The 21,056-nt window shown below is 73.5% G+C and carries 20 protein-coding genes; 7 read left to right on the forward strand and 13 right to left on the reverse strand.

The window, feature by feature from the left end; translation table 11 throughout:
- Positions 1–62: 62 nt before the first annotated feature.
- Genes BLU42_RS05935 through BLU42_RS05950 form a run of 4 tightly spaced genes read right to left on the reverse strand, consistent with a single transcriptional unit; the run spans position 63 to position 5,370 of the window.
- Positions 63–2,201 carry a 3-hydroxyacyl-CoA dehydrogenase NAD-binding domain-containing protein gene (locus tag BLU42_RS05935; protein WP_331715263.1) on the reverse strand — a complete coding sequence of 713 codons (2,139 nt, stop codon included), beginning with the start codon at positions 2,199–2,201 and terminating at the stop codon, positions 63–65.
- Positions 2,198–3,427 (reverse strand): thiolase family protein, encoded by a 1,230-nt coding sequence (locus BLU42_RS05940; RefSeq protein WP_091073664.1) that lies wholly within the window; start codon positions 3,425–3,427, stop codon positions 2,198–2,200. Before BLU42_RS05940 ends, BLU42_RS05935 begins: the two co-directional genes overlap by 4 nt.
- Before the next feature lie 9 nt (positions 3,428–3,436).
- Entirely contained in the window at positions 3,437–4,762 is a 1,326-nt protein-coding gene (locus tag BLU42_RS05945) for an HRDC domain-containing protein (protein ID WP_091073665.1), read from the reverse strand.
- Complete coding sequence (locus BLU42_RS05950) at positions 4,759–5,370, reverse strand: DUF3000 domain-containing protein (RefSeq protein WP_091079572.1); 612 nt, start codon at positions 5,368–5,370, stop codon at positions 4,759–4,761. Before BLU42_RS05950 ends, BLU42_RS05945 begins: the two co-directional genes overlap by 4 nt.
- 84 nt (positions 5,371–5,454) lie before the next feature.
- Between BLU42_RS05950 and hemE the strand changes: the two genes are divergently transcribed.
- The 3 genes from hemE to hemQ are packed head-to-tail and all read left to right on the forward strand — an operon-like array spanning position 5,455 to position 8,654.
- Positions 5,455–6,507 carry a uroporphyrinogen decarboxylase gene (hemE, locus tag BLU42_RS05955; RefSeq protein WP_091073666.1) on the forward strand — a complete coding sequence of 351 codons (1,053 nt, stop codon included), beginning with the start codon at positions 5,455–5,457 and terminating at the stop codon, positions 6,505–6,507.
- A gap of 18 nt (positions 6,508–6,525) precedes the next feature.
- A complete protein-coding gene (hemG, locus tag BLU42_RS05960; RefSeq protein ID WP_197680634.1) occupies positions 6,526–7,959 on the forward strand; it encodes a protoporphyrinogen oxidase in 1,434 nt (477 codons plus the stop codon).
- Entirely contained in the window at positions 7,956–8,654 is a 699-nt protein-coding gene (hemQ, locus tag BLU42_RS05965; protein ID WP_091073668.1) for a hydrogen peroxide-dependent heme synthase, read from the forward strand. Before hemG ends, hemQ begins: the two co-directional genes overlap by 4 nt.
- Before the next feature lie 62 nt (positions 8,655–8,716).
- Here the strand turns inward: hemQ and msrB are convergent, their stop codons facing one another.
- The gene (gene msrB, locus BLU42_RS05970) at positions 8,717–9,148 is read right to left on the reverse strand and encodes a peptide-methionine (R)-S-oxide reductase MsrB (protein WP_231918467.1); all 432 of its coding nucleotides are present in this window, start codon (positions 9,146–9,148) and stop codon (positions 8,717–8,719) included.
- Between the two features lie 103 nt (positions 9,149–9,251).
- Here msrB and BLU42_RS05975 point away from each other — a divergent pair, with 103 nt between their 5' ends.
- From BLU42_RS05975 to BLU42_RS05985, 3 genes are all read left to right on the forward strand, one after another.
- On the forward strand, positions 9,252–10,361 hold the full coding sequence (locus BLU42_RS05975; RefSeq protein ID WP_091079576.1) for a DNA polymerase domain-containing protein: 1,110 nt from the start codon (positions 9,252–9,254) through the stop codon (positions 10,359–10,361).
- A gap of 36 nt (positions 10,362–10,397) precedes the next feature.
- Entirely contained in the window at positions 10,398–10,685 is a 288-nt protein-coding gene (locus BLU42_RS05980) for a hypothetical protein (RefSeq protein WP_157719832.1), read from the forward strand.
- Positions 10,686–10,792: 107 nt separating this feature from the next.
- The gene (locus BLU42_RS05985) at positions 10,793–12,370 is read left to right on the forward strand and encodes a Na+/H+ antiporter (protein ID WP_091073671.1); all 1,578 of its coding nucleotides are present in this window, start codon (positions 10,793–10,795) and stop codon (positions 12,368–12,370) included.
- Between the two features lie 8 nt (positions 12,371–12,378).
- On the opposite strand, the gene BLU42_RS05990 is transcribed toward BLU42_RS05985, so the two are convergent.
- Positions 12,379–13,155, reverse strand: a complete 777-nt coding sequence (locus tag BLU42_RS05990; protein WP_157719834.1) for an amidohydrolase family protein — start codon at positions 13,153–13,155, stop codon at positions 12,379–12,381.
- Positions 13,128–13,568 carry a hypothetical protein gene (locus BLU42_RS05995; RefSeq protein ID WP_091073673.1) on the reverse strand — a complete coding sequence of 147 codons (441 nt, stop codon included), beginning with the start codon at positions 13,566–13,568 and terminating at the stop codon, positions 13,128–13,130. The genes BLU42_RS05990 and BLU42_RS05995 overlap by 28 nt, the downstream gene beginning before the upstream one ends.
- A 92-nt stretch (positions 13,569–13,660) precedes the next feature.
- On the opposite strand from BLU42_RS05995, the gene BLU42_RS06000 reads away from it, so the two are divergent.
- Positions 13,661–14,044, forward strand: a complete 384-nt coding sequence (locus BLU42_RS06000) for a Rieske (2Fe-2S) protein (RefSeq protein ID WP_091073674.1) — start codon at positions 13,661–13,663, stop codon at positions 14,042–14,044.
- Positions 14,045–14,145: 101 nt separating this feature from the next.
- Here BLU42_RS06000 and BLU42_RS06005 read toward each other — a convergent pair whose 3' ends face one another.
- The 6 genes from BLU42_RS06005 to BLU42_RS06030 are packed head-to-tail and all read right to left on the reverse strand — an operon-like array spanning position 14,146 to position 20,942.
- Complete coding sequence (locus BLU42_RS06005) at positions 14,146–15,438, reverse strand: Gfo/Idh/MocA family protein (RefSeq protein WP_091073675.1); 1,293 nt, start codon at positions 15,436–15,438, stop codon at positions 14,146–14,148.
- Between the two features lie 25 nt (positions 15,439–15,463).
- Positions 15,464–16,402 (reverse strand): nucleoside hydrolase, encoded by a 939-nt coding sequence (locus tag BLU42_RS06010; protein WP_091073676.1) that lies wholly within the window; start codon positions 16,400–16,402, stop codon positions 15,464–15,466.
- Complete coding sequence (locus tag BLU42_RS06015; RefSeq protein ID WP_091073677.1) at positions 16,399–17,604, reverse strand: cupin domain-containing protein; 1,206 nt, start codon at positions 17,602–17,604, stop codon at positions 16,399–16,401. The genes BLU42_RS06010 and BLU42_RS06015 overlap by 4 nt, the downstream gene beginning before the upstream one ends.
- A 7-nt stretch (positions 17,605–17,611) precedes the next feature.
- Positions 17,612–18,670, reverse strand: a complete 1,059-nt coding sequence (locus BLU42_RS06020) for a carbohydrate ABC transporter permease (RefSeq protein WP_091073678.1) — start codon at positions 18,668–18,670, stop codon at positions 17,612–17,614.
- Positions 18,667–19,626 carry a carbohydrate ABC transporter permease gene (locus BLU42_RS06025; RefSeq protein WP_091073679.1) on the reverse strand — a complete coding sequence of 320 codons (960 nt, stop codon included), beginning with the start codon at positions 19,624–19,626 and terminating at the stop codon, positions 18,667–18,669. Before BLU42_RS06025 ends, BLU42_RS06020 begins: the two co-directional genes overlap by 4 nt.
- Positions 19,623–20,942 carry an ABC transporter substrate-binding protein gene (locus tag BLU42_RS06030; RefSeq protein ID WP_091073680.1) on the reverse strand — a complete coding sequence of 440 codons (1,320 nt, stop codon included), beginning with the start codon at positions 20,940–20,942 and terminating at the stop codon, positions 19,623–19,625. Before BLU42_RS06030 ends, BLU42_RS06025 begins: the two co-directional genes overlap by 4 nt.
- Positions 20,943–21,056: the final 114 nt, after the last annotated feature.

Genomic DNA, 21,056 nt, shown 5'->3' on the forward strand with positions numbered 1-21,056 from the left:
TAGGGCCGGTGACGACGACGAGGCGGTGGCTGCGGCCACCGCCTCGTCGTGCTCCCAGGGTGCTACGCGGGGACGCTCGCGACGCCCGCCGGCAGGAACCGCCGGCCGAGCACCCGCTCGGAGTAGCCCTCGCGGTCGAGGTAGGGCGTGATCCCGCCCAGGTGGAAGGGCCAGCCGGCGCCCAGGACCAGGCACAGGTCGACGTCCATCGGCGCCGCCACGACCTTCTCCGCGAGCATTGAGCCGACCTCCTCGGTCACCGCCGTCAGCACCCGGTCGCGCACCTGCTCGGCCGTGCTGGGGGAGTCGCCGACCCTCATCAGCGCGCTGACCTCGTCGGAGACGTACGGCGTGCCGTCCGGCCGCCAGTCGTACAGCCCGGGGCGACGGGCCTCGACCAGCGCCCGCAGGTTCGGCGACACGACGAACCGCTCACCCAGGCCGTCGTGCAGCGTCTCGGCCACGTGCAGGGCGACGGCGGGGCCGACGAGCTGCAGCAGCGTGAAGGTCGACATCGGCAGCCCGAGCGGCTTCAGGGCGGCGTCGGCGACCTCGACCGGCGTGCCCTCGTCGACCGCCCCCATGACCTCGCCCATGAAGCGCAGCAGGACGCGGTTGACGACGAAGCCGTACGCGTCGGCGACCAGCACGGCGTTCTTCTTCAGCGCCTTGGCCGTGGCGAGCGCGGTGGCGACCGAGGCGTCGTCGGTGGCCGGGGCGCGCACGACCTCGACCAGCGGCAGCACCGCGACGGGGTTGAAGAAGTGGAACCCGACCACGCGCTCGGGGTGCTCCAGGCCCTCGGCCATCGCCGCCACCGACAGCGACGACGTGTTCGTGGCCAGCACCGCCTCCGGGCCGACGTGGCGCTCGAGCGCCCCGAACACCTGCCGCTTGACCTCGAGCTCCTCGAAGACGGCCTCGATGACGAAGTCGCAGTCGGCGTAGTCGGCGAGGTCGGTCGTGCCGCTGACCAGGGCGTGCAGCCGGTTGGCCTCGTCGGGGCCGATCCGGCGCTTGCCCGCGAGCCGGTCGATCTCGCCGTGGATCCCGGCCACGCCGCGCTCCACCCGCGCCTGGTCGACGTCGGAGATGACGACGGGCACGCGCAGCCGGCGCAGGAACAGCACCGCCAGCTGCGTGGCCATCAGCCCGGCGCCGACCACGCCCACCTTGCCGACCTTGCGGGCCAGCGCCGTGTCCGGTGCGCCGGCGGGCTTGCGGGCCCGCTTCTGGACGAGGTCGAAGGCGTAGAGGCCCGAGCGCAGCTCCGGCGACATGATCAGGTCGGCGAGGGTCTCGTCCTCGGCGGCGAAGACCTCGTAGCGGTCGGCAGTCTTCGCCATCGCCACGAGGTCGAGCGCGCGGTAGGGCGCGGGAGCCGCCCCGGACACCTTCGCGTCGGCCACCTCGCGGCCGTGGGCGACAGCCGCGTCCCAGGCCTCGCCGCGGTCCGGCTCGGGCCGCTCGACGACGACGGCGCCGGTGACCACGCGGGCGGCCCAGTCGAGCGAGCGCTCGAGGAAGTCCGCGCCCTCGAACATCGCGTCGGCGATGCCCAGCGCGGCGTACTGCGGGCCGGTGAGCATACGGTTCTGGCTGAGCGGGTTGTCGATGATCACGCCGACCGCGCGCTCGGCGCCGACGAGGTTCGGCAGCAGGTAGCAGCCGCCCCACGCCGGGACGATGCCCAGGAAGCACTCGGGCAGGGCCAGGCCGGCCGCGGCCGCCGAGACGGTGCGGTGGTGGGCGTGCAGCGCCAGCTCGAAGCCGCCGCCGAGCGCGAGCCCGTTGACGAAGACGAAGGTCGGGACGCCCGCGGTGTGCAGCCGGTCGAAGACCGCGTGACCGATCCGGGCGATGGCCAGGGCCTGCTCGCGGTCGGTCATCCGCGGGATGGCCGAGAGGTCGGCCCCCGCGGCGAGGATGAACGGCTTGCCGCTGACCGCGACGGCCGCGACGTCGTCGCGCCCGAGGGCGGCGTCGAGCGCGGCGTCCAGCTCCGCCAGCCCGCGCGCCCCGAAGGAGTTCGGGCGGGTGTGGTCCATCCCGTTGTCGAGGGTGATCAGCACCGCCGTGCCCGCCCCGTGGGGCAGCACGACGTCGCGGCTGAGCGCGTGGGTCACGACCTCGTCGGGCGCTCCGGCGGCCGTCGCCTCGATCAGCGCGGCGAGCTCGGCGCCCTGCAGCAGGGCGCTCACGCGGCAGCCCCGCTCGTCGCCGTGGCTGTCGTGCCCGTGCCGTCCCAGGCCGGGTTCTCCCACACCACGGTCCCGCCCATGCCCAGGCCGATGCACATCGTCGTGAGGCCGTAGCGGACCTCGGGGTGGTCGCGGAACGCGCGGGCCAGGTGGATCATCAGCCGCACGCCGGAGCTGGCCAGCGGGTGGCCGAGGGCGATGGCGCCGCCGTACGGGTTGACCCGCGGGTCCTCGGCGTCGACGCCGAAGTGGTCGAGGAAGGCGAGCACCTGGACCGCGAACGCCTCGTTGATCTCGATCGCGCCGATGTCCTCGATCGTCAGCCCGGCCTTGGCCAGCGCCTTCTCCGTGCTGGGCACCGGGCCGACGCCCATGACCTCGGGGTCGACGCCGGCGAAGGCGTACGTGACGAGGCGCATGGCGACGGGCAGCCCGAGCTCGGTCGCGGTGTCCTCGGCGGCGACGAGGCACGCGGTGGCCCCGTCGTTGAGGCCCGCGGCGTTGCCCGCGGTGACCCGCCCGTGCGGGCGGAACGGGGTGCGCAGGCCGGCGAGCACCTCGGCGGTCGTCCCGGGCCGCGGCGGCTCGTCGGCCGAGGCCAGGCCCCAGCCCTGCTCCTGGCTGCGCAGCGCCACGCCGACCAGCGACTCCTGGATGACGCCGTCGGCGTAGGCCTGCCCGACGCGCTGCTGGCTCATCGCCGCGTACGCGTCGGCGCGCTCGCGGGTGATGGCGGGGTAGCGGTCGTGGATGTTCTCGGCCGTCGCGCCCATGACCAGCGCGTCCGGCGCGACGAGCTTCTCTGCGACGAAGCGCGGGTTGACGTCGGCGTCGAAGCCCATGGGGTGGTGCGTCATGTGCTCGACCCCGCCGGCGATCGCGACGTCGTACGCACCGAAGGCGATGCCCGAGGCGACGGTGGTGACGGCGGTCATCGCGCCCGCGCACATCCGGTCGATCGCGAAGCCCGGCACCGAGCGCGGCAGCCCGGCGAGCAGCGCGGTCGTGCGCCCCAGGGTCAGGCCCTGGTCACCGGTCTGCGTCGTGGCGGCGATGGCGACGTCGTCGATCCGCTCCGGCGGCAGCTCGGGGTGCCGGCGCACCAGCTCCCGGATGCAGTTGACGACCAGGTCGTCGGCGCGGGTCTCGGCGTACATCGAGCCGGCCTTGCCGAATGGGGTGCGGACGCCGTCGACGAAGACGACATCTCGGGAGACGTGCGGCATGGCCGCATATTACTCGTGAGTAACTTGTGGCTCCGTCAGCGCGTCGAGCAGCAGGTCGACGGTCTGCGCGCGCTGCCACGGTCGGGCACCGGCGGCGGCGAGCGCGGCGTCGACCGACGCGTGGGTCAGCTCCTCCGGCGGCTTCCAGGCGAGACGGCGGACGTGGTCGGGCGTGAGGAGGTTCTCGACGGGGAGGTCGAGCTCCTCGGCCCGGGCGGCGAGCGCCTCGCGGGCCCGGGAGAGCCGGCTCGCGGCCTCCGGGTTCTTGGACGCCCAGACCCGCGTCTGCGGCGGGCCCTCGGCGGCGAGGTGCAGGGCGGGCAGCTCGGTGTCCGGCGTCTGCTCGACCGCGGCGATGGCGGCGAGCCAGTCGGACTCGTGGCGCTTGGCCTGGCGGCGGGCGAAGGCCGGCACCCGGCGCAGGGCGTCGCGCCCGGGCGCGGCGACGACGGCGACCTCGGCGATGGCGGCGTCGGGCAGGATCCGCCCGGGCGCCCGGTCCAGCTGCCGCGCGATCGCGTCGCGGGCGTTCCAGAGCCCGGCGACCAGGCCGAGCCCGCGCCGGGTCCGCACGCGGTGGATGCCGGAGGTGCGCCGCCACGGGTCCGTGCGCCGCTTGGGTGCCGCACCGGCCCCGGCGACCAGCGCCGCGAACTCCTCCTCGGCCCAGGCCCGCTTGCCCTGCTCGTCGAGCTGGGCGGCGAGCGCGTCGCGGAGCTCGACCAGCAGCTCGACGTCCAGCGCGGCGTAGGTCAGCCAGTCGGTGGGCAGCGGCCGCGTCGACCAGTCGGCGGCCGAGTGCTCCTTGAGCAGCCGAACCCCGAAGGTCTGCTCGACCATGGTGCCGAGCGCGACGCGGGGGTAGCCGAGCAGCCGGGCGGCGAGCTCGGTGTCGAAGATCCGCGTCGGCAGCAGGCCGACCTCGAAGAGGCAGGGCAGGTCCTGGCTGGCGGCGTGCACGACCCACTCGGCGTCGACGATGGCGCGACGCAGCTCGGACAGGTCGGCGGCGACGAAGGTGCCGTCGTCGTCGGTGTGGCCGAAGGCGATGGGGTCGATCAGGTGCGTCCCCGAACCCTTCCGGCGCAGCTGCAGCAGGTAGGCGCGTTGGCTGTAGCGGAAGCCGTGCGCGCGCTCCGCGTCGACGGCGACCGGCCCGGTCCCGGCGGCCAGCGCCTCGATCGTGCGCAGCAGCGCCTCGGGCGTCGTGACGACGTCGGGGACCCCGTCGGCGGGCTGGGTCAGCAGCGGGACCCCAGGGGCCTCCGCGGCCTCCTCCGAGGTCTCGGCGGGCGCGGGCGAGCGCGTGGGCTCGGGAGGTGGTGCGGCGGTCAACGTCTCCGGGTGCTTCGGCTCGGCGTGCCCCGCCGGGGTGGCATGGCCACCACACCTGCGGGCAGCGGGGGGAGGCCCGCCGTCGTACACAGTAGTTCCGCCCAGGCGGCCAGGTGCGCGTCGAGGCCGAGCCCGTCGTCGAGCACGGCGGTCCAGGACGCGCGGACCTCGACCTCGGCGCGCGGCTCGTTCTCCGCCATGCCCCCGAACGACTCGCTGGCCACCGAGGTGACCGTGCCGCTCGGCGCCGTGTACGCGGCCCCGTGGGCCTCGAGGGCGTCGAGCAGCCACGACCAGCCGACGCGCGCGAGCAGCGGGTCGGTGACCATCTCGGGGTCGACGTCGGCGCGGGCGAAGGTGACGCAGCGGAAGGTCCCCTGCCACGCGTCGTTGCCCGCGGGGTCGTGCAGCAGCACCAGGCGGCCGTTGCCCACCTCGTCGTCGCCCACGACCACGTCGGCGGTGACGGCGGCGGAGAAGGGCGCGATGCGCTGCGGGGCCGGGATGTCCTCCACGGCGAGCTCGGGTCTCCAGGTCGCCGTCGCCAGCGCGTCCAGGGCTCGCCGGAACTCCGCGGGGGCGGGGACGGCATCGGTGCGCGCGGCCACCGGCTGAGCGTACGGGCGCACGCGCGGTGAGCCCGGTCGGACGCGCCGGGACCCGGGCCCCGTGCGGCGTGGAAGGATCGTGGGGTGCTCGACGCCTCCTCGACCCTGCTCGTCCGGGCCTGCCGGAGGGAGCAGGGCGACGGCCTGCCCGTGTGGTTCATGCGCCAGGCGGGCCGGTCGCTGCCGGAGTACAAGCGGGTGCGCGAGGGCATCGCGATGCTCGACAGCTGCGCGCGTCCCGACCTCGTCACCGAGATCACCCTGCAGCCGGTGCGCCGCTACGGCGTCGACGCGGCGATCTTCTACTCCGACATCATGGTCCCGCTCAAGGCGGCCGGGGTCGACCTCGACATCGTGCCCGGCCGCGGTCCCGTCGTCGCCGAGCCGGTGCGCGACCGGGCCGGCCTCGACCGGCTCGTGCCCCCCGAGCCGGGAGACCTGTCCTTCGTCACCGAGGCCGTGCGGCTGCTGGTCGCCGAGCTGGGGGAGACGCCGCTCATCGGCTTCGCCGGCGCCCCCTTCACCCTGGCCAGCTACCTCGTCGAGGGCGGGCCGAGCAAGGACTACGCGCGGACCAAGGCGCTGATGGTCGGCGACCCCGGGCTGTGGCACGACCTCTGCACGCGCCTGGCGGGGCTCTCCGCGCACTTCCTGCGCACGCAGGTGGACGCGGGCGCCTCCGCGGTGCAGCTCTTCGACTCCTGGGCCGGCAGCCTGTCGGCCGCCGACTACGAGCGCCAGGCCCAGCCCCACTCGGCCGGCGTGCTGGCCGGCGTCGCCGACGTCCCGCGCATCCACTTCGGTGTCGGGACCGGCGAGCTGCTGACCCGGATGGGCGCGGCGGGGGCCGACGTCGTCGGCGTCGACTGGCGGATCCCGCTCGCCGAGGCGAGCGCGCGGATCGGGCCGGCGTACGCGGTGCAGGGCAACCTCGACCCCGCGCTGCTCGGGGCGCCGTGGCCGGTGCTCGCCGAGCGGGTGCGCGAGGTCGTCCGCTCCGGCGCGCAGGCCCCGGGCCACGTCTTCAACCTCGGCCACGGCGTCCCGCCGGACACCGACCCCGGCGTCCTCGGCCGGGTCGTCGACCTGGTGCACGCGGAGGGCCCGGCGCTGCGTGCGGAGGCCCGCGCGGCGTGAGGTCGAGATGAGGTGGGCGTGAGAGCCCTGGTCGTCGGCGGCGGCATCAGCGGCCTGGCGGCCGCGCTCAGGCTGCGCGACGAGGGCCTCGAGGTCACGGTGCTCGACGCCGGCACCCGGTGGGGCGGCAAGCTCGCCCCGGTCCGGCTCGGCGACCTCGTCCTCGACGGCGGCGTGGAGTCGATGCTCGCCCGCCGGCCCGAGGCGGTCGGCCTCGCCGACGAGGTGGGCCTCGGCGACCGCCGCACCACGCCCACCCAGGCCTCGCCCCGCGTCCTCGTCGGGGGCACGCCGCGCCGGCTGCCGCCGTCGTTGCAGGGTGTCCCCACCGATCCGGCGGCCCTGCGCCCGCTGCTCACCCCAACGGGGGCCGCGTACGCCGAGGGCGAGCCCGACCGCCCCGCGCCGCCGCTGCCCGGCGACGTGGCCATCGGCGCGTACGTCGAGGAGCGCTTCGGCGCGGAGGTGACCGACCGGCTCCTCGAGCCGCTGCTGGGCGGGGTGTACGCCGGCCGCTCCCGCTCGCTGTCCTTCGAGGCCGTCGCACCCGCGCTGTTCGAGGCCGCGCGGACGGGAGGTTCGCTGGCCGCGCACGCCCGCGCCTCGCTGCGCCCGGGCGCCGGTCCGGTGTTCGCGGGCCTCGTCGGAGGGGTGCACGGGCTCGCGGACGCGCTGATCGGCCGCCTGGAGGAGCGCGGCGTCGACCTACGGCTGCGGACCACGGTCACGGCACTGCGCCGCGAGCGCGCCGGCCTGATCGCGACCGTCGCCACGGCCGCCGGGGAGGACGGCTCGACGGAGCTCCGGGCCGACGTGGTGGTGCTCGCCGCGCCGGCGCCCGCGGCGGCCCGGCTGCTCGCCGGCGTGCTGCCGAGCGCCGGTCCGCTGGACGCGCTCGGCGACGTCCCGTACGCCTCCGTCGCGGTTCTCAGCCTCGCCGTCCGCGGCCTGGCGCCCACCGACTCCGGGCTGCTCGTCCCGCCCGGCGAGCTGCCGACCGTCAAGGCGCTGACCTACTCCTCGACCAAGTGGGGCTGGGTCGGCGAGGCCGCCCGGTCGGCGTACGGCGACGACGTCGCGGTGCTCCGGGTCAGCGTCGGTCGGGCGGGGGAGGCGGGTGTGCTGCAGGTCGACGACGCCACGCTCGTACGCCGCAGCCTGGCCGAGGTCTCGACGCTGCCCGGCTGGGAGGACGCCACGCTCCTCGACGCCACGGTCACCCGCTGGGGCGGCGGCCTGCCGCAGTACGGGCTCGACCACCTCGGTCTCGTGGGGCGCCTGCGCACGGAGCTCGAGGCGGTGCCCGGCGTCGCGGTGGCGGGGGCCTACCTCGACGGCGTCGGACTCCCGGCCTGCGTCGCGTCCGCCGACGCCGCCGTGGCGAAGGTCCTCGTGGACCTCGGTGGCAGGATCGATGTCCGCACGAGCCAGGAACCGGCAGGAGAACGATGAAGGCCCGCGAGATCAACAACACCATCCGCTACACGATGTGGTCGGTGTTCAAGGCGACGCGTCCGGTGGAGGACGCGGCCGAGCAGGTCGCCGACAGCGCGCTGCGCGCGATCGAGCGCGGGACCCGTGGCCCCGACCACCAGCACAACGAGGACTTCGAGATCCGCGGCTGGTACGACGTCTCCGGCCTGCGCGCCGACGCCGACCTGATGGTGTGGTGGCACGCGCCGAGCTCGGACACGCTGCAGGACGCCTACCACGCGCTGCGCCGCTCCGACCTGGGCCGCGGGCTGGAGCCGGTCTGGTCGCAGCTCGCGCTGCACCGCCCGGCCGAGTTCAACAAGGGCCACGTGCCCGCCTTCATGGCCGACGAGGACCCGAAGGCGTACCTGTGCGTCTACCCCTTCGTGCGCTCGCTCGAGTGGTACCTCCTGCCCGAGGAGGACCGGCGCCGGATGCTCACCGAGCACGGCATGCTCGCCCGGCCCTACCCCGACGTGCGGGCCAACACGGTCAGCTCGTTCGCGCTCGGCGACTACGAGTGGATGCTCGCCTTCGAGGCCGACGAGCTCTACCGCATCGTCGACCTGATGCGCGCGCTGCGCTCGGCGGAGGCCCGCCGGCACACCCGCGAGGAGGTCCCGTTCTACACCGGGCGCCGCCTCGAGCTCGCGGAGATCGTCGCGCGCTGGTGACGCAGGACGCCCCCTGATCCTTCGACAGGACCAGGGGGCGTTCGTCGTGCCGAGGTGCTGGGTCAGCCCTGCTTGGGCTGCAGCGTCAGGCTGATCGAGTTGATGCAGTAGCGCTGGCCCGTCGGGGTGCCGTAGCCGTCGGGGAAGACGTGCCCGAGGTGGGAGTCGCAGGTCGCGCAACGGACCTCGACCCGGCGCATGAAGTGGCTGTTGTCCTCGATGTAGCGGACGCGCTCCTCGGCCAGCGGCGCGAAGAAGGACGGCCAGCCGCAGTGGCTGTCGAACTTGGTCTCGCTGCGGAAGAGCTCGGTGCCGCAGGCGCGGCAGTGGTAGACGCCCTCGGTCTTGGTGTCGGTGTACTCACCGGTGAAGGCCCGCTCGGTCCCCGCCTCGCGGAGCACGTGGTACTCGGCCCGGCTGAGCTGGGCGCGCCACTCGTCCTCGGACTTGACGACCTTGCCGACGGTGGCTGCGGGATTCTCGAGATCGCTCACGACGTCTTCTCCTTGCTCGCGGGTGTTCATCCTGCTCCAACTCACGGTGGGCGGGCGGTGTTCCCCTCCGCGTGTGCGGGTCGACATCCCTATGCTGCGGGCCATGGCCACGCCCGCGATCGAGCTGGAGGTGGGGGAGCGCACCGTCCGCGTCACCAGCCCGGACAAGCTCTACTTCCCCGAGGTCGGGCTGACGAAGCTCGACGTGGTCCGCTACGTCCTCGCCGTCGGCGACGGGATCCTCGCCGCGCTGCGGGACCGGCCGGTGACGATGGAGCGCTGGCCCGGCGGCTACCGGCCCGACATCGAGCTGAGCACGCGCGGAGGCAAGCCGCCGGCCGGCGGCTACGACGCCTTCTACCAGAAGCGGGCCCCGAGCCGGGGCATGCCGGAGTGGGTGGAGACCTGCACGGTGACCTTCCCGTCCGGGCGCACCGCGGACGAGGTCTGCGCCACCGAGCTCGCCACGATCGCCTGGATGGCCAACCTCGGCACCCTGCGCTACCACCCCTGGCCGGTCACACGGGCGGCCCCGGACCTGGTCGACCAGCTGCGCATCGACCTCGACCCGCAGCCCGGGACCGGGTTCGCGGAGGCGGCGGCGGCCGCCGTCGTGCTGCGCGAGGTGCTGGCCGAGGCCGGGCTGCACGGGTTCGCCAAGACCAGCGGCGGGCGCGGCGTGCACGTCTTCGTGCCCGTCGAGCCGACGTACGGCTTCGTCGAGGCGCGGCACGCCGTCATCGCCCTCGGCCGCGAGCTGGCCCGCCGGATGCCCGAGCAGGTCACCGTGAGCTGGTGGAAGGAGGAGCGCGGCGAGCGGGTCTTCGTCGACTACAACCAGATGGCCCGCGACCGGACGATCGCGTCGGCGTACTCGATCCGCCCGACCGTCGACGCACGCGTGTCCGCGCCGCTGAGCTGGGAGGAGCTCGCCGACGCGTCCCCCGAGGACTTCACCGTGAGCTCGATGCCGGCGCGGTTCGCCGAGGTCGGCGACGCCTGGGCCCCGTTCTACGCCGAGCCGCCGGGCACCCTCGACGCCGCGCTGGAGATGTACGAGCGCGACGTCGCGACGATGGGCACTGGGCGCTACGGCGGGGCCGAGATGCCGTACCCGCCGGACTACCCGAAGATGCCCGGCGAGCCGGCGCGGGTGCAGCCCAGCCGCATGACCGCCGAGACCCGGGAGAGCGAGGGTTTGGACCAGGGGTGACCGCGGGCTCGTCCGCCCGAGCCCGACCATGGCTGCATGAGCACCGCTGTGACCTTCGCCTTCGTCGGGCCCGCCGCCTTCGTCCGCCTGCTGGCGCTGCGCCTGCGGGAGGAGGGGCTGGTGCCCGGCTACGAGCCGCCGGGTGAGCTCGCGGTCGACGCGGGGTCGCTCCAGGTCGTCCGCGTCGACTTCGAGGTCGCCACGGCCGGCGTCGGTACCGACCGGGTGGTGCAGGTCGTCCGTCAGCTCGCCGCGCGCTACCAGGGGCGGTTCGACGTCCAGGACCTGCGGGAGCACCGGGACGAGGACGTCGGCCAGGAGTAGGAGTGCCCGGGGCGGGGGCCTGACCTGGTCCGCGCGGGCGGCCGTCGACGCGGTCCCCCTCCTGCGCGAGACTGCGGCGCGACGAACTTCCGGGGAGGATGCCGCGCGTGCTGGGTCTCGAGATGGTCGTGGTGCTGGGGGTGGCGCTCCTGACGGGCGGCCTGCTGGCCGGACGGTTCCCGATCGCGCCCGCGCTGGTGCTCGTCCTCGCGGGCGTGCTGATCGGCTTCGTGCCCGGGCTGGGGGAGGTGCAGCTGCCGCCGGAGGTCGTGCTGCTGCTCTTCCTGCCCGCGCTCCTCTACTGGGAGAGCCTCACGACGTCGCTCCGCGAGATCCGCAGCAACCTGCGCGTGGTGGTGCTCGCGAGCACCGGGCTCGTGGTGGCCACGGCCGGCGCGGTCGCGACGGTGGCCCACCTGCTCGGCCTGCCCTGGGGCCCGGCCTGGGTGCTCGGCGGCGCCATCGCCCCCACGGACGCGACCGCGGTGGGCGTGCTCGCCCGCGCCCTGCCGCGACGGACGGTTACCGTCCTGCGCGCGGAGAGCCTGGTCAACGACGGCACGGCCCTGGTCATCTACGGGCTGGCCGTCGGCGTGACCGTGGGCACCGAGCACCTCACGGCGCTGCACGTCACGTGGCTGCTGGTCCTCTCCTACGTCGGTGGTGCGCTGGCCGGGGTGCTGGTCGGCCTGGTCTCCTGGCAGCTGCGGCGGCGCCTGGACGACCCGGTGCTGGAGAACATCGCGATCATGGTCACACCCTTCGCCGCCTTCCTGCTCGCCGAGTCGGTCCACGCGTCGGGCGTGCTGGCCGTCGTCGTCTGCGGGCTGCTGATGAGCCAGCTCGCCCCCCGGGTGACGGGCGCCGTCACCCGGCAGCAGACGACCGCCTTCTGGGCGCTCGCCACGACCGTCCTCAGCAGCGTCCTGTTCGTCCTGGTCGGGCAGGAGGCGCACGCGGCGGTGCGGACGCTGCCGCGCTCCGCAGCCGGCACGGCCGTCGTGTTCGTGCTCGCGGTGACCGCGGTGGTGATCGCGACGCGCTGGGCCTGGCTCTACACGACCCCCTACCTCATCCGCCTGGTCGACCGGCGCCCGTCGCAGCGGGCGCGCCGGGTCGGCGCCCGCCAGCGCACCGTCAACGCCGCGACGGGGTTCCGGGGAGCGGTGTCGCTGGCCGCCGCCCTGGCCGTCCCTCACCAGCTGGACGACGGCTCGCCGTTCCCCGGCCGCGACCTGATCGTCGTGGTGACGAGCGGCGTCATCGTGCTGACCCTGCTCCAGGCGCTCGCGCTGCCGGCCGTGGTGCGCTTCGCCCGGCTCGCGCCGGACAGCTCCGTGGCCGAGGAGCGTCACCTCGCCGAGGTGCGCACGACCGAGGCGGCGTACGAGGCCGTGACCGAGACCGCGGCCGAGCTGGGCACCGACCAGCCCGTGGTCGACCGGGTCCGTCACGAGATCGACAAGCAGCGCCGGCTCCTCGCCGCCGACGGCGCCGCGGAGGACCCGGTCGTCCGCCACGACGACCAGTACACGGCGCTCCGGCTCGCGCTGGTCGCGCGCAAGCGCAGCGCACTGCTGCAGCTGCGCGACGACCGCTCCATCGACGACATCGTGCTGCGCCAGGTCCTCGACCGGATCGACCTGGAGGAGGTCCGCCTCCTGCGCGCGGCGCCGGCCGAGTAGCGGTCGTCTCAGAGCCGGGGACCGTACGTCTCCACCGCGTTGGCCGCGCGGACGCGGTCGCGGACCGTCGCCGGCAGGGTCGTCAGCGCGTGCTTGGGGTCGTCGAAGTCCCAGTGCGGGTAGTCGGAGCTGAACATCAGCGTGCGCTCCGCGTGCACGACCTCGCAGAGCGTGTGCAGGTGCGCGCGGCGGGCCGGCTCCGGCATCGGCTGGGTCGTGAAGCGCACGTGGTCGACGATGTACTCGCTCGGCAGCCGGCGCAGCCAGGGCACCTCGTCGCGCAGGCCGCGGACGTTCTTGTCCAGGCGCCACATGACGTCGGGCAGCCAGCCGATGCCGCCCTCGGTGACGACGACCTTGAGCGCGGGGAAGCGCTCGAACACCCCGTGGCACACGAGGCTCACGACGTTGGCGGCGAACACCTGCGACAGACCGGTGTGCCACTCGACGTAGTAGGTGGGGCTGCCGCCCGCCCAGGCCGGCGAGGTGCGGAAGATGCCCTCGCCCGAATTGGGGTGGAGCGTCACCGGCAGCCCGGCCTCGGCGGCCGCGGCGTAGACGGGGTAGAAGTGCCGGTCGCCGAGCAGCACGTCGGTCATGGGCAGCAGCACGGCGACGAAGCGCTCGTCGGCCGCGCAGCGACGGATCTCGGCTGCGGCCCGCTCGGGGTCGCGGGCGCCGACGGTGATCGTCCCGCGGTAGCGGTCGTCGGCGGAGAGCCACGTCGTGGCGAGCCAGTCGTTGTACGCGGCGGCGATCAGCGCGGCGTTGTCCGGGTCGGGCATGGCCCCCAGGCCGAGCACCTCGCCGCCGATGAGGACGGCCCGGTCGACGCCGAGCCCGTCGAGCAGCTGGTGGGCCGTGTGGGACGGGTCGGCGCCGGGGCGGCGCCCTCGGGCGAGGCCGCGTCGGCGCGCAGCACGCCGGCCTGGTTGACGAACAGGGTGTTGCGCGGCACCGAGACGACCTCGTGGTGACCGCTCGCGGTGAGCGAGCGCCGCTCGTCGAGCCCGAGGCGGCGGGCGCCCGCGGCGCTCAGGTGCGGCCGGAGCGAGGCCATGCCCTCGGCCATGATCGGGTGCACGTCGCAGTCGACGAGTCGGTAGGTGGTGGATCCGTCGGCGGCCGGGTCGGCGGCCGGGTCGGTGGTGGGTTCGGTGGTGGGATCAGCGGTGGGGACGGGCAGCGTGGTGGACACGGGTCCTCCTCGTCGTTGCGGAGACGGTCGATGTCCGGCAGGCTATCGCGCAAATCGATTTGCGCAACGATGCTCAAGCGAGGGGTCGACGGATGGAACGGCACGTGGGGTCGCTCGAGGAGCTGCGGCGCGAGGGGTCGCGCGTCGTCGACGTCGACGGGCGCCCGGTCGTCGTCCTGAGCGTCGGCGACGAGCTCTTCGCGGTCAGCGGACGCTGCCCTCACATGGGGGCGCCGATGTGCGCAGGGTCGGTCGGCGGGACCCTCGTCGCGTCCGCCCCGGGTGAGCTCGTGTACGGCCGCCACGAGCGGGTCCTGCGTTGCCCGTGGCACGGCTGGGAGTTCGACCTGGAGACCGGCCGGTCGCTGCTCGAGCCGCGCCGGGTCGGCTTGCGGACGTTCGAGGTCACGTGCGTTGACGGGCAGGTGGTGCTACGCACGCCCGACCGGGGCGGTTCACGAGCCCAGGACGGGTGACCTCGGGCGTTCGGGCCGCCGCAGAGGCAGGGCGGGCGAGGTGCTTCCGGCACGAGCGGCGCCCACCGGAGGTCGAGGGGCGGGCCGGAGGAGGCGAGTTCTCACGACGGCACCTGCTCGACGGTGCCCCGGTGGCGCGCGCGCTCGGCGGCCCAGACCGTCGCGTGGGTGTGCAGGCTGGTCCGCGGCGAGGTGAGCACCAGGCCGGGGTCGTCGGCGGCGACGGCGGCGAGGAAGCTCCGGGTCAGCGCCGCGTCCGCACCGAGGTGGCCCTCGCCGGCCAACGGGTCGGTCGGGTCGACGACCTGCGTCGTCGTCGTGCGGCCGGTCAGGAACTCGAACACCGACACCGTGTAGCCGTCGCCCTCCAGCGTCCCGCGCGTGCCGAAGACGCGGGTGCGCCGGAACCCCATCGGGGTGAAGGCCGTCATCGTGAGCGAGGCGGTCACGCCCCCGGCGTACTCGATGTTCACCACCTGGTGGTCGACCACGTCGTTGTCGCAGGCGTACACGCAGCGCCCGTACGGGCCCTCCTCCAGCGCGCGGGTGACCGACTCCTCGGTCACGTCGAGGGCCAGGACCGACAGCGGCCAGCGCCGCGCCGCCTCCTCGTGCACGTGGTCGAGGTAGATCTTCCGAGCCGAGTAGGGGCAGCCCGGCTCGACCGCGCACGAGAGGCACCGTTCCCCGGCTCCCTCGGGCCGGTTCTCCGGACGGAAGTGCGTCAGGCTGCCGAACGACGACACCCGCGTCGCCGGAGCGCCGACCACGTCGCAGAGCCAGTCGACGTCGTGGCAGCACTTCGCCAGCAGCATCGGGCTCGAGGTGTCCTCCCGGCGCCAGCTCCCACGCACGTAGGAGTGCGCCTGGTGCCACCAGCCGACCGGCTCGAGGTGCTCGACGCTGACGACGTCGCCGATCGCCCCGCTGGCGAGGACGTCCTTCACCGTCTGCGTGTACGGCGAGTAGCGCAGCACGTGCGCGACGCAGACGATCACCCCGGCGCGCTCGGCGGCCGTGACGATCCGGGCCGCCTCCTCCTCGGTCGGGGCCATCGGCTTCTCGAGCAGCAGGGGGAGCCCGCGGTCGAGAAAGGCCAGCGCGGGCTCGGTGTGCTGGCGGTCCGGCGTGGCGACGACCACGGCGTCGACGTCGAGGTCGGGCAGGGCGAGCAGGTCGCGCCAGTCGGCCACGGCCCGGTGGTCCGGGACGCCGAGCTCGGCGGCCGCCGCCGCCCGGCGGTCCGCGCGGGGTTCGGCGACCGCGGTGACGACCGACCGGCCGGACAGCAGGCCCTCCCGGGCGTACGTCATGCCGCGCGACCCGGCGCCGACGACGGCCAGGCGGACCGGTGCGGACCCGTCGGGCGCGGTCCTGCGGAGCTGCTCCTGCATGTCGCGGTCCTCCTGGACGGTCGGGTCAGAGCCTGCGCAGGCAGGCGGCGAGATGGGCGGCGAAGGCCGGTGCGTCCACGCGCGTGGCGATCCGGGCGTTGACCTCCGGGTCGTCCGGACCCACCCCGAGGTCGGCGACGAGGACCCCGCGGGCCGGGCCCTCCAGCTGGACCTCGAGGTGCGCGCCCCTCAGCCCGAGCAGGTCGGGCTGCGTCACCGCGGCGACGGCGAGCGGGTCGTGGAGCGGGCAGGACGTCGTGCCCGGGTCCTCGGTGGCGGCCAGGTGGTCGATCCACGCGGTCGTCGCCCGGCCCGCGAAGGAGGTGAAGGCGTGCGGGTCCGCGGCCATCGCCTCGGCGTGGCTCCGCTCGACGCGGACCTGGCGGGTGACGTCGAGGCCGACCCAGGTCGCGACGACAGCGCTCTGCAGCACGACCCGGGCGGCCGCAGGGTCCACCCAGACGTTGAACTCGCCGGGCATCCGCCCGGAGCCGGTCGTCTGCGTGAAGACCCCGCCCATGACCACCAGCGCGCCGAGGCCGGCCGCGAAGCCGGGGTCGAGGAGCATGGCGAGGGCCACGTTGGTCAGCGGCCCGACGGCGACGACGGTGACCTCGCCGGGGTGCGCGCGCACCAGCTCGGCGAGCGCGACGGAGGCGTGCGGCGGGGTCGAGCGCAACTCGACACCGGGCGGCAGGGCGCCCTGCCGGCGGGCCGGCTCGAGCAGCGGACGGGTCGCACCCGCGCGGACCTCCACCTCGGGGCGTCCCATCCGGTCGAGCAGCTCGAGGGTGAGCGTCGTGGCCGTGGCGACGTCGGTGTTGCCGTTGACCGTCGTGACGAGACGCAGGTCGATCCCGGGATCGCCGAGGGCGAGCGCCAGCGCGAAGCCGTCGTCGATGTCGCTGCCCGGCGCTCCCATCGCGAGGTCGGTGTCGAGGGCGACCAGGCGCGGGTCCCTCACCCGGCCCAGCCCGGTGCGAGGAGGGCGGCCTCGGGGTGGAGGTTGGGACCCGAGAACACGTACGCCGTGAACGGCTCCGTCCCGGTGCTGCGGACCTCGGTGCCCCGGGTCGCGGCGGCGTGGACCACCAGGGCCTCGTCCTCGCCCGGACGGCCCCCCGCGAGCTCGACCCCGCCCCAGGTAGCGCTCCCGGTCCAGGCGAAGACGCTGTAGGCGCCGGGCTCGACCACGGTCGTGGCCGCGCCCGGCGCGAGCACCAGGCGCTGCCCGCTGAAGCGCGTGCTGCCGTGGAAGACCCAGTCGCGCCGGGCTTCGGGGGTGGAGGCCGGGTGCGGGAGCGGCCGGAGGTGGGCGCGGGCGAAGAGGTCGGGGTCGCCGTTGCGCGCCCAGTCGACGAAGGCCAGCGGCGCGCGCTCGGCCCACGCCTCGCGGTCGACGGGGGCGACGTCCTTGTAGAGCAGCTGGTCCTTGTCGATGATCTTGCCGGCGTTGAGGGCCTGGAACATCGACAGCACGTCGGAGTCCTCCTGGAGCTCGAGCGTGAGCGCGGTACCGGGCCCGTGCAGGACCCCGGAGGGCACCATGAAGCCCTCGCCGGGCACCTGCAGGTAGGCCTGGCTGGTGGTCAGCACCAGGTCGGAGTCCCAGGCGACGAGGTGGGGGAGCAGTGCCTCCTCCCGCGGACCGCGGGCGACGTGGGGCTGCACGCCCAGGAACGTCTCCGGGTGCGCGCCCTGGTCGGCGCCGGGCAGGAAGTGGTACGCCTCGTCCTTCTGGTGCCGGCCCACGCGGGCGGCGTACTCCTGAGCCGGGTGCACGTGGAAGGGCAGCCGGGCTGCGTAGTCGAAGATCTTGGCCAGCCGCCCGAGGCCGGCGGGGTGGGTGGCCGCGTACTCCTCGCCCAGCACGAGGGCCGGCTGCTCCCGGACGAGGTCGGCGAGCAGCAGGTGCCTGCCGTCCGGCGTCCGGAGCGCGGAGAGCCCCTCGTCGGGGTGCGGCACCGCGTTGTCCGCCGGCGTCGTGGACGCGAGCCAGCGCTCGCAGACCGCACCCCGAACCCCGAGGTCGTACGCGTCCTCGGCCAGACCGAGCCGGCGTCCCGGTGGGAGGAACGACCGGGCCACCCACGCCGGCTCGAGCGCGAGCACCCCGCCCGCGTCCTCGACCAGCCGCCGTACCCACTCCTCGCGCACCGGGCTCACCCGGCGATCATCCCTTGAGCCCGCTCACCGAGATCCCCTGGATGAAGCGGCGCTGGAAGATGATGAACACGATGATCATCGGCAGCGTGGCGATCACCGAGCCGGAGAAGAGCACGTCCCACTGGGTGCGCTTCTCGACCACGAACAGGGCGAGCCCCAGCGGGGCCGTGTACTTGTCCGGGCTGCTGACGATGATCAGCGGCCAGAAAAAGTCCTCCCAGGCGCCCTGGAAGGTGAAGATCCCCGTCGCCGCCAGCGCGGGCCCGCACAGCGGCAGCACCACGCGGAAGTAGATCGAGAACTCGTTCGCGCCGTCGATCCGTGCCGCGTCGAGCAGCTCGTCGGGGATCGAGACCATGTACTGCCGCAGCAGAAAGATCCCGAACGCGCTGACCACCCCGGGCATGATCAGGCCCCAGTAGGAGTCGAGCCAGCCCGAGCCGCCCTGCCCGAGGATGTTGTTGCCGCCGAACAGCGGGATGTGCTTGATCACCAGGTAGTTGGGGATCAGCGTGATCTGCCCGGGGATCATCATCGTGGCCAGGAAGAGCAGGAAGATCACGTTCTTGCCCGGGAACTCGCGCTTGGCGAAGACGTACGCCGCCAGCGAGTTGAAGAACAGCTGCAGCACCGTCACCGAGCAGGCGACGAACGCGCTGTTCAGGAACCAGCGCCACGCCTGCGGGCTCTCGTCGCCCTTGAGCGGCCCCACGCCGAGGAACTTCTGGTAGCCCGAGCTGCTCGGGTTCTCCGGGATCCAGTGCGGCGGCCAGGAGAAGATGTCGCCGATGTTCTGGAAGGACGCGCTGATCAGCCACGCGAACGGCGCGACGAAGAGGATCGCCGTCGGCACGAGGATGACGTAGGCGAGCCAGTACCAGCGCGAGCGCCGCTTCTTGCGGGGCGGGACGGTGACGTCGGCGTTGACGAAGACCGCCTCGGTGGCCTCCGGCGCGACCGCCTCGCGCTCGTCCGCGACCGTGCTGGGCGTGCCGGGGTCCGGGACGACCTCCCGCACGGCGCGCGGCGCGCGAGCCGTCCTCCTCCGCTCGGCGAAGCCGCTCACGCGTCCCCCTTCCGGTAGATCCGCAGCTGGATGACGGTGAAGATCAGCAGGATCGCCAGCAGCCCGAACGAGAGGGTGCTCGCGTAGCCGAACTCGTAGAACTTGAAGGCCGCCTGGTAGATGAAGAACACGACGGTCGTCGTCTTCTCAGCCGGGCCGCCACTGGTCATGACGAAGATTTGGGTGAAGACCTGGAACGCGCCGATGATGCCGATCACCGCGAGGAAGAGCGTCGTCGGACGCAGCATCGGCACCGTGATGTGGATCAGCCGGGAGAAGCCGCCGGCACCGTCGACCTTCGCCGCCTCGTACAGGTCCTCGGGGATCGCCTGCAGCGCGGCCAGGTAGATGACCATGGAGAAGCCGACGCCCGACCAGATGCTCATCAGGATCACCGCCGGCATCGCGAGCTGCTGGTCGGAGAGGAACAGCAGCGGCTTGTCGATGATCGTGCTCTTGAGCAGGTAGTAGTTGAACAGCCCGAAGTCACCGTTGTAGAGCCACTTCCACAAGATCGCCACGACCACGAACGGGGTCACGACCGGCAGGAAGTAGAGCGTGCGCAGGAAGCCGCGGCCGCGCAGCGGCAGGTTCAGCAGCAGCGCGACGAGCAGGCCGATGGCCATGGTGATCGGGACCGACACCGCCGTGAAGTAGAAGGTGTTGACGATCGCGCCGCGGAACGCCTCGTCGTGGATCATGTCGTCGTAGTTGCGCAGCCCGACGAAGGGCGTCTCCGGCTCGAGGGCGTTCCACTCGTGGAAGGTCAGGTAGAAGGCGAAGACCAGCGCGAACACGGTGAAGACCATGAAGAGCAGCAGCGGCACCGACAGGAAGGCGTACGCGCTCCAGCTGCGCCGGGCCCGCCACCAGACGGACTTCTTCGGACGCTCCGGAGGCGTGACCTCCCGCCCCTCCGCGCGGAGGCTCCGCGCGGAGGAGGGGTAGGTGGTCAACGCGACCCGAGCCGGTCGAACGTCGAGGCGGTGCTGTCGAGGGCCTCGGCCGGGGTGAGCTTGCCGAACATCGAGTTGCCGAGCTCGGTGTTGAGCTCCTCGGTGACGCGGGGCCAGTTCTTGTTGGCGATGTTGTAGTTGACGCCGCACTTCATCAGGTCGGCGAAGCCCTTCAGCACCGGCTTCTCCTGGACCAGCTCGGGGGAGTCGAGCAGGGACGTGCGCGGAGGGAGCAGCGTGCCCGTGGACTTGTACGTCCAGGTGGCCATGTTCTCGGGCTCGTTCAGGAACTCGATCCACTTCCAGGCGGCGTCCTGCTTCTTGCCCTGGGCGAACATCACCAGCGCGTCCCCGGCGATCGTGGTCTTGCAGCCGGCGGTGCCGCTGGGCAGCGGAGCCGTCGCCCACTTGTCCTCGATCTTGGGGAACTCGTCGTTCAGCGTCCCGGCGAACCAGGAGCCCGCCATGTACATGCCGATCTGGCCCTGGGCAAAGCCGATGCGCGCGTCGTAGGAGTTGGAGTTCAGGTAGTCGGGCGAGGAGTACTTCGCCAGGCCGACGTAGTAGTCGGCGGCCGCCTTGCCGGCGTCGTTGTTCATCAGGAACGTCTTCTCGTCGGCGCTGAGCAGCTCGCCGCCGTTCTGCCAGAGCCAGGGGTAGAAGTAGTACTCGGCCTCGGGCGCGAAGACCTGGAAGCCGTACTGCTTCTTGGCCGGGTCGGTCAGCTTCTGCGCGGCCGCGGTGAACTCGTCCCAGGTCTTCGGCGGCTCGGTGATGCCGGCGGCCTCGAAGAGGTCCTTGCGGTAGTAGAGGCCGGTGGACTCGCCGTCGAAGGGCAGGCCGTACATCTTGCCGTCGACGGTCGCCTGGGCCCGGAAGGCCGGGACGTAGTCGTCGGGCTTGCTCGTCTCGCTCCGGGCCATGTACGACTCGAGGTCCACCAGCGCCTTGCGCGGGGCGAAGGTCGCGATGTTGCTGGCGTCGAGGTACGCGGCGTCGGGCGGGTTGCCGCCCGCCACCTGGGTCGTGAGCTTCTTCTCCGATTCCTCGGCCGGCACGTCCTGGAACTCCACCGTGATGTTCGGGTGCTCGGTCTTGAACTTGGCGTAGAGCGCCTTCATGCCCTTGTCCTGGCCGACCCACGAGGAGAACGTGATGGTCACCGGCTCGGTCGGCTCGGCCACCGGACCCTGGGCGGTGCTGGGTGCCGCGCCCTCCGTGGAGGGGCTGCCACCCCCTCCGCAGGCGGCCGCGAGGGTGAGCGCGCTGCCCGCCGCGAGAAGGGAGATCGTCCGGCGCAACCTGGGGTTCTTCATCGAACCGCCTTTCCGAGGACGGGCAGGACCACGTCCGCCCAAATCGATTGGCTAAGGGATGGCTGGGAGACTGCTACACGCCACCCTGAGGTGTCAAGGTTCGGGTCGGTGTCG

Origin of the sequence: Microlunatus sagamiharensis (genome assembly GCF_900105785.1) — a bacterium.
GTDB lineage: Bacteria > Actinomycetota > Actinomycetes > Propionibacteriales > Propionibacteriaceae > Microlunatus > Microlunatus sagamiharensis.

What these genes read in the sequence shown, in the direction of transcription:
- BLU42_RS06005 (WP_091073675.1), bottom strand. Translation starts at nt 15,438, where the DNA reads ATGCAGGAGCAGCTCCGCAGGACCGCGCCCGACGGGTCCGCACCGGTC.
- BLU42_RS05940 (WP_091073664.1), bottom strand. Translation starts at nt 3,427, where the DNA reads ATGCCGCACGTCTCCCGAGATGTCGTCTTCGTCGACGGCGTCCGCACC.
- BLU42_RS05975 (WP_091079576.1), top strand. Translation starts at nt 9,252, where the DNA reads ATGGCCACGCCCGCGATCGAGCTGGAGGTGGGGGAGCGCACCGTCCGC.
- hemQ (WP_091073668.1), top strand. Translation starts at nt 7,956, where the DNA reads ATGAAGGCCCGCGAGATCAACAACACCATCCGCTACACGATGTGGTCG.
- BLU42_RS05990 (WP_157719834.1), bottom strand. Translation starts at nt 13,155, where the DNA reads ATGCCCGACCCGGACAACGCCGCGCTGATCGCCGCCGCGTACAACGAC.
- BLU42_RS06030 (WP_091073680.1), bottom strand. Translation starts at nt 20,942, where the DNA reads ATGAAGAACCCCAGGTTGCGCCGGACGATCTCCCTTCTCGCGGCGGGC.
- BLU42_RS05980 (WP_157719832.1), top strand. Translation starts at nt 10,398, where the DNA reads ATGAGCACCGCTGTGACCTTCGCCTTCGTCGGGCCCGCCGCCTTCGTC.
- BLU42_RS06000 (WP_091073674.1), top strand. Translation starts at nt 13,661, where the DNA reads ATGGAACGGCACGTGGGGTCGCTCGAGGAGCTGCGGCGCGAGGGGTCG.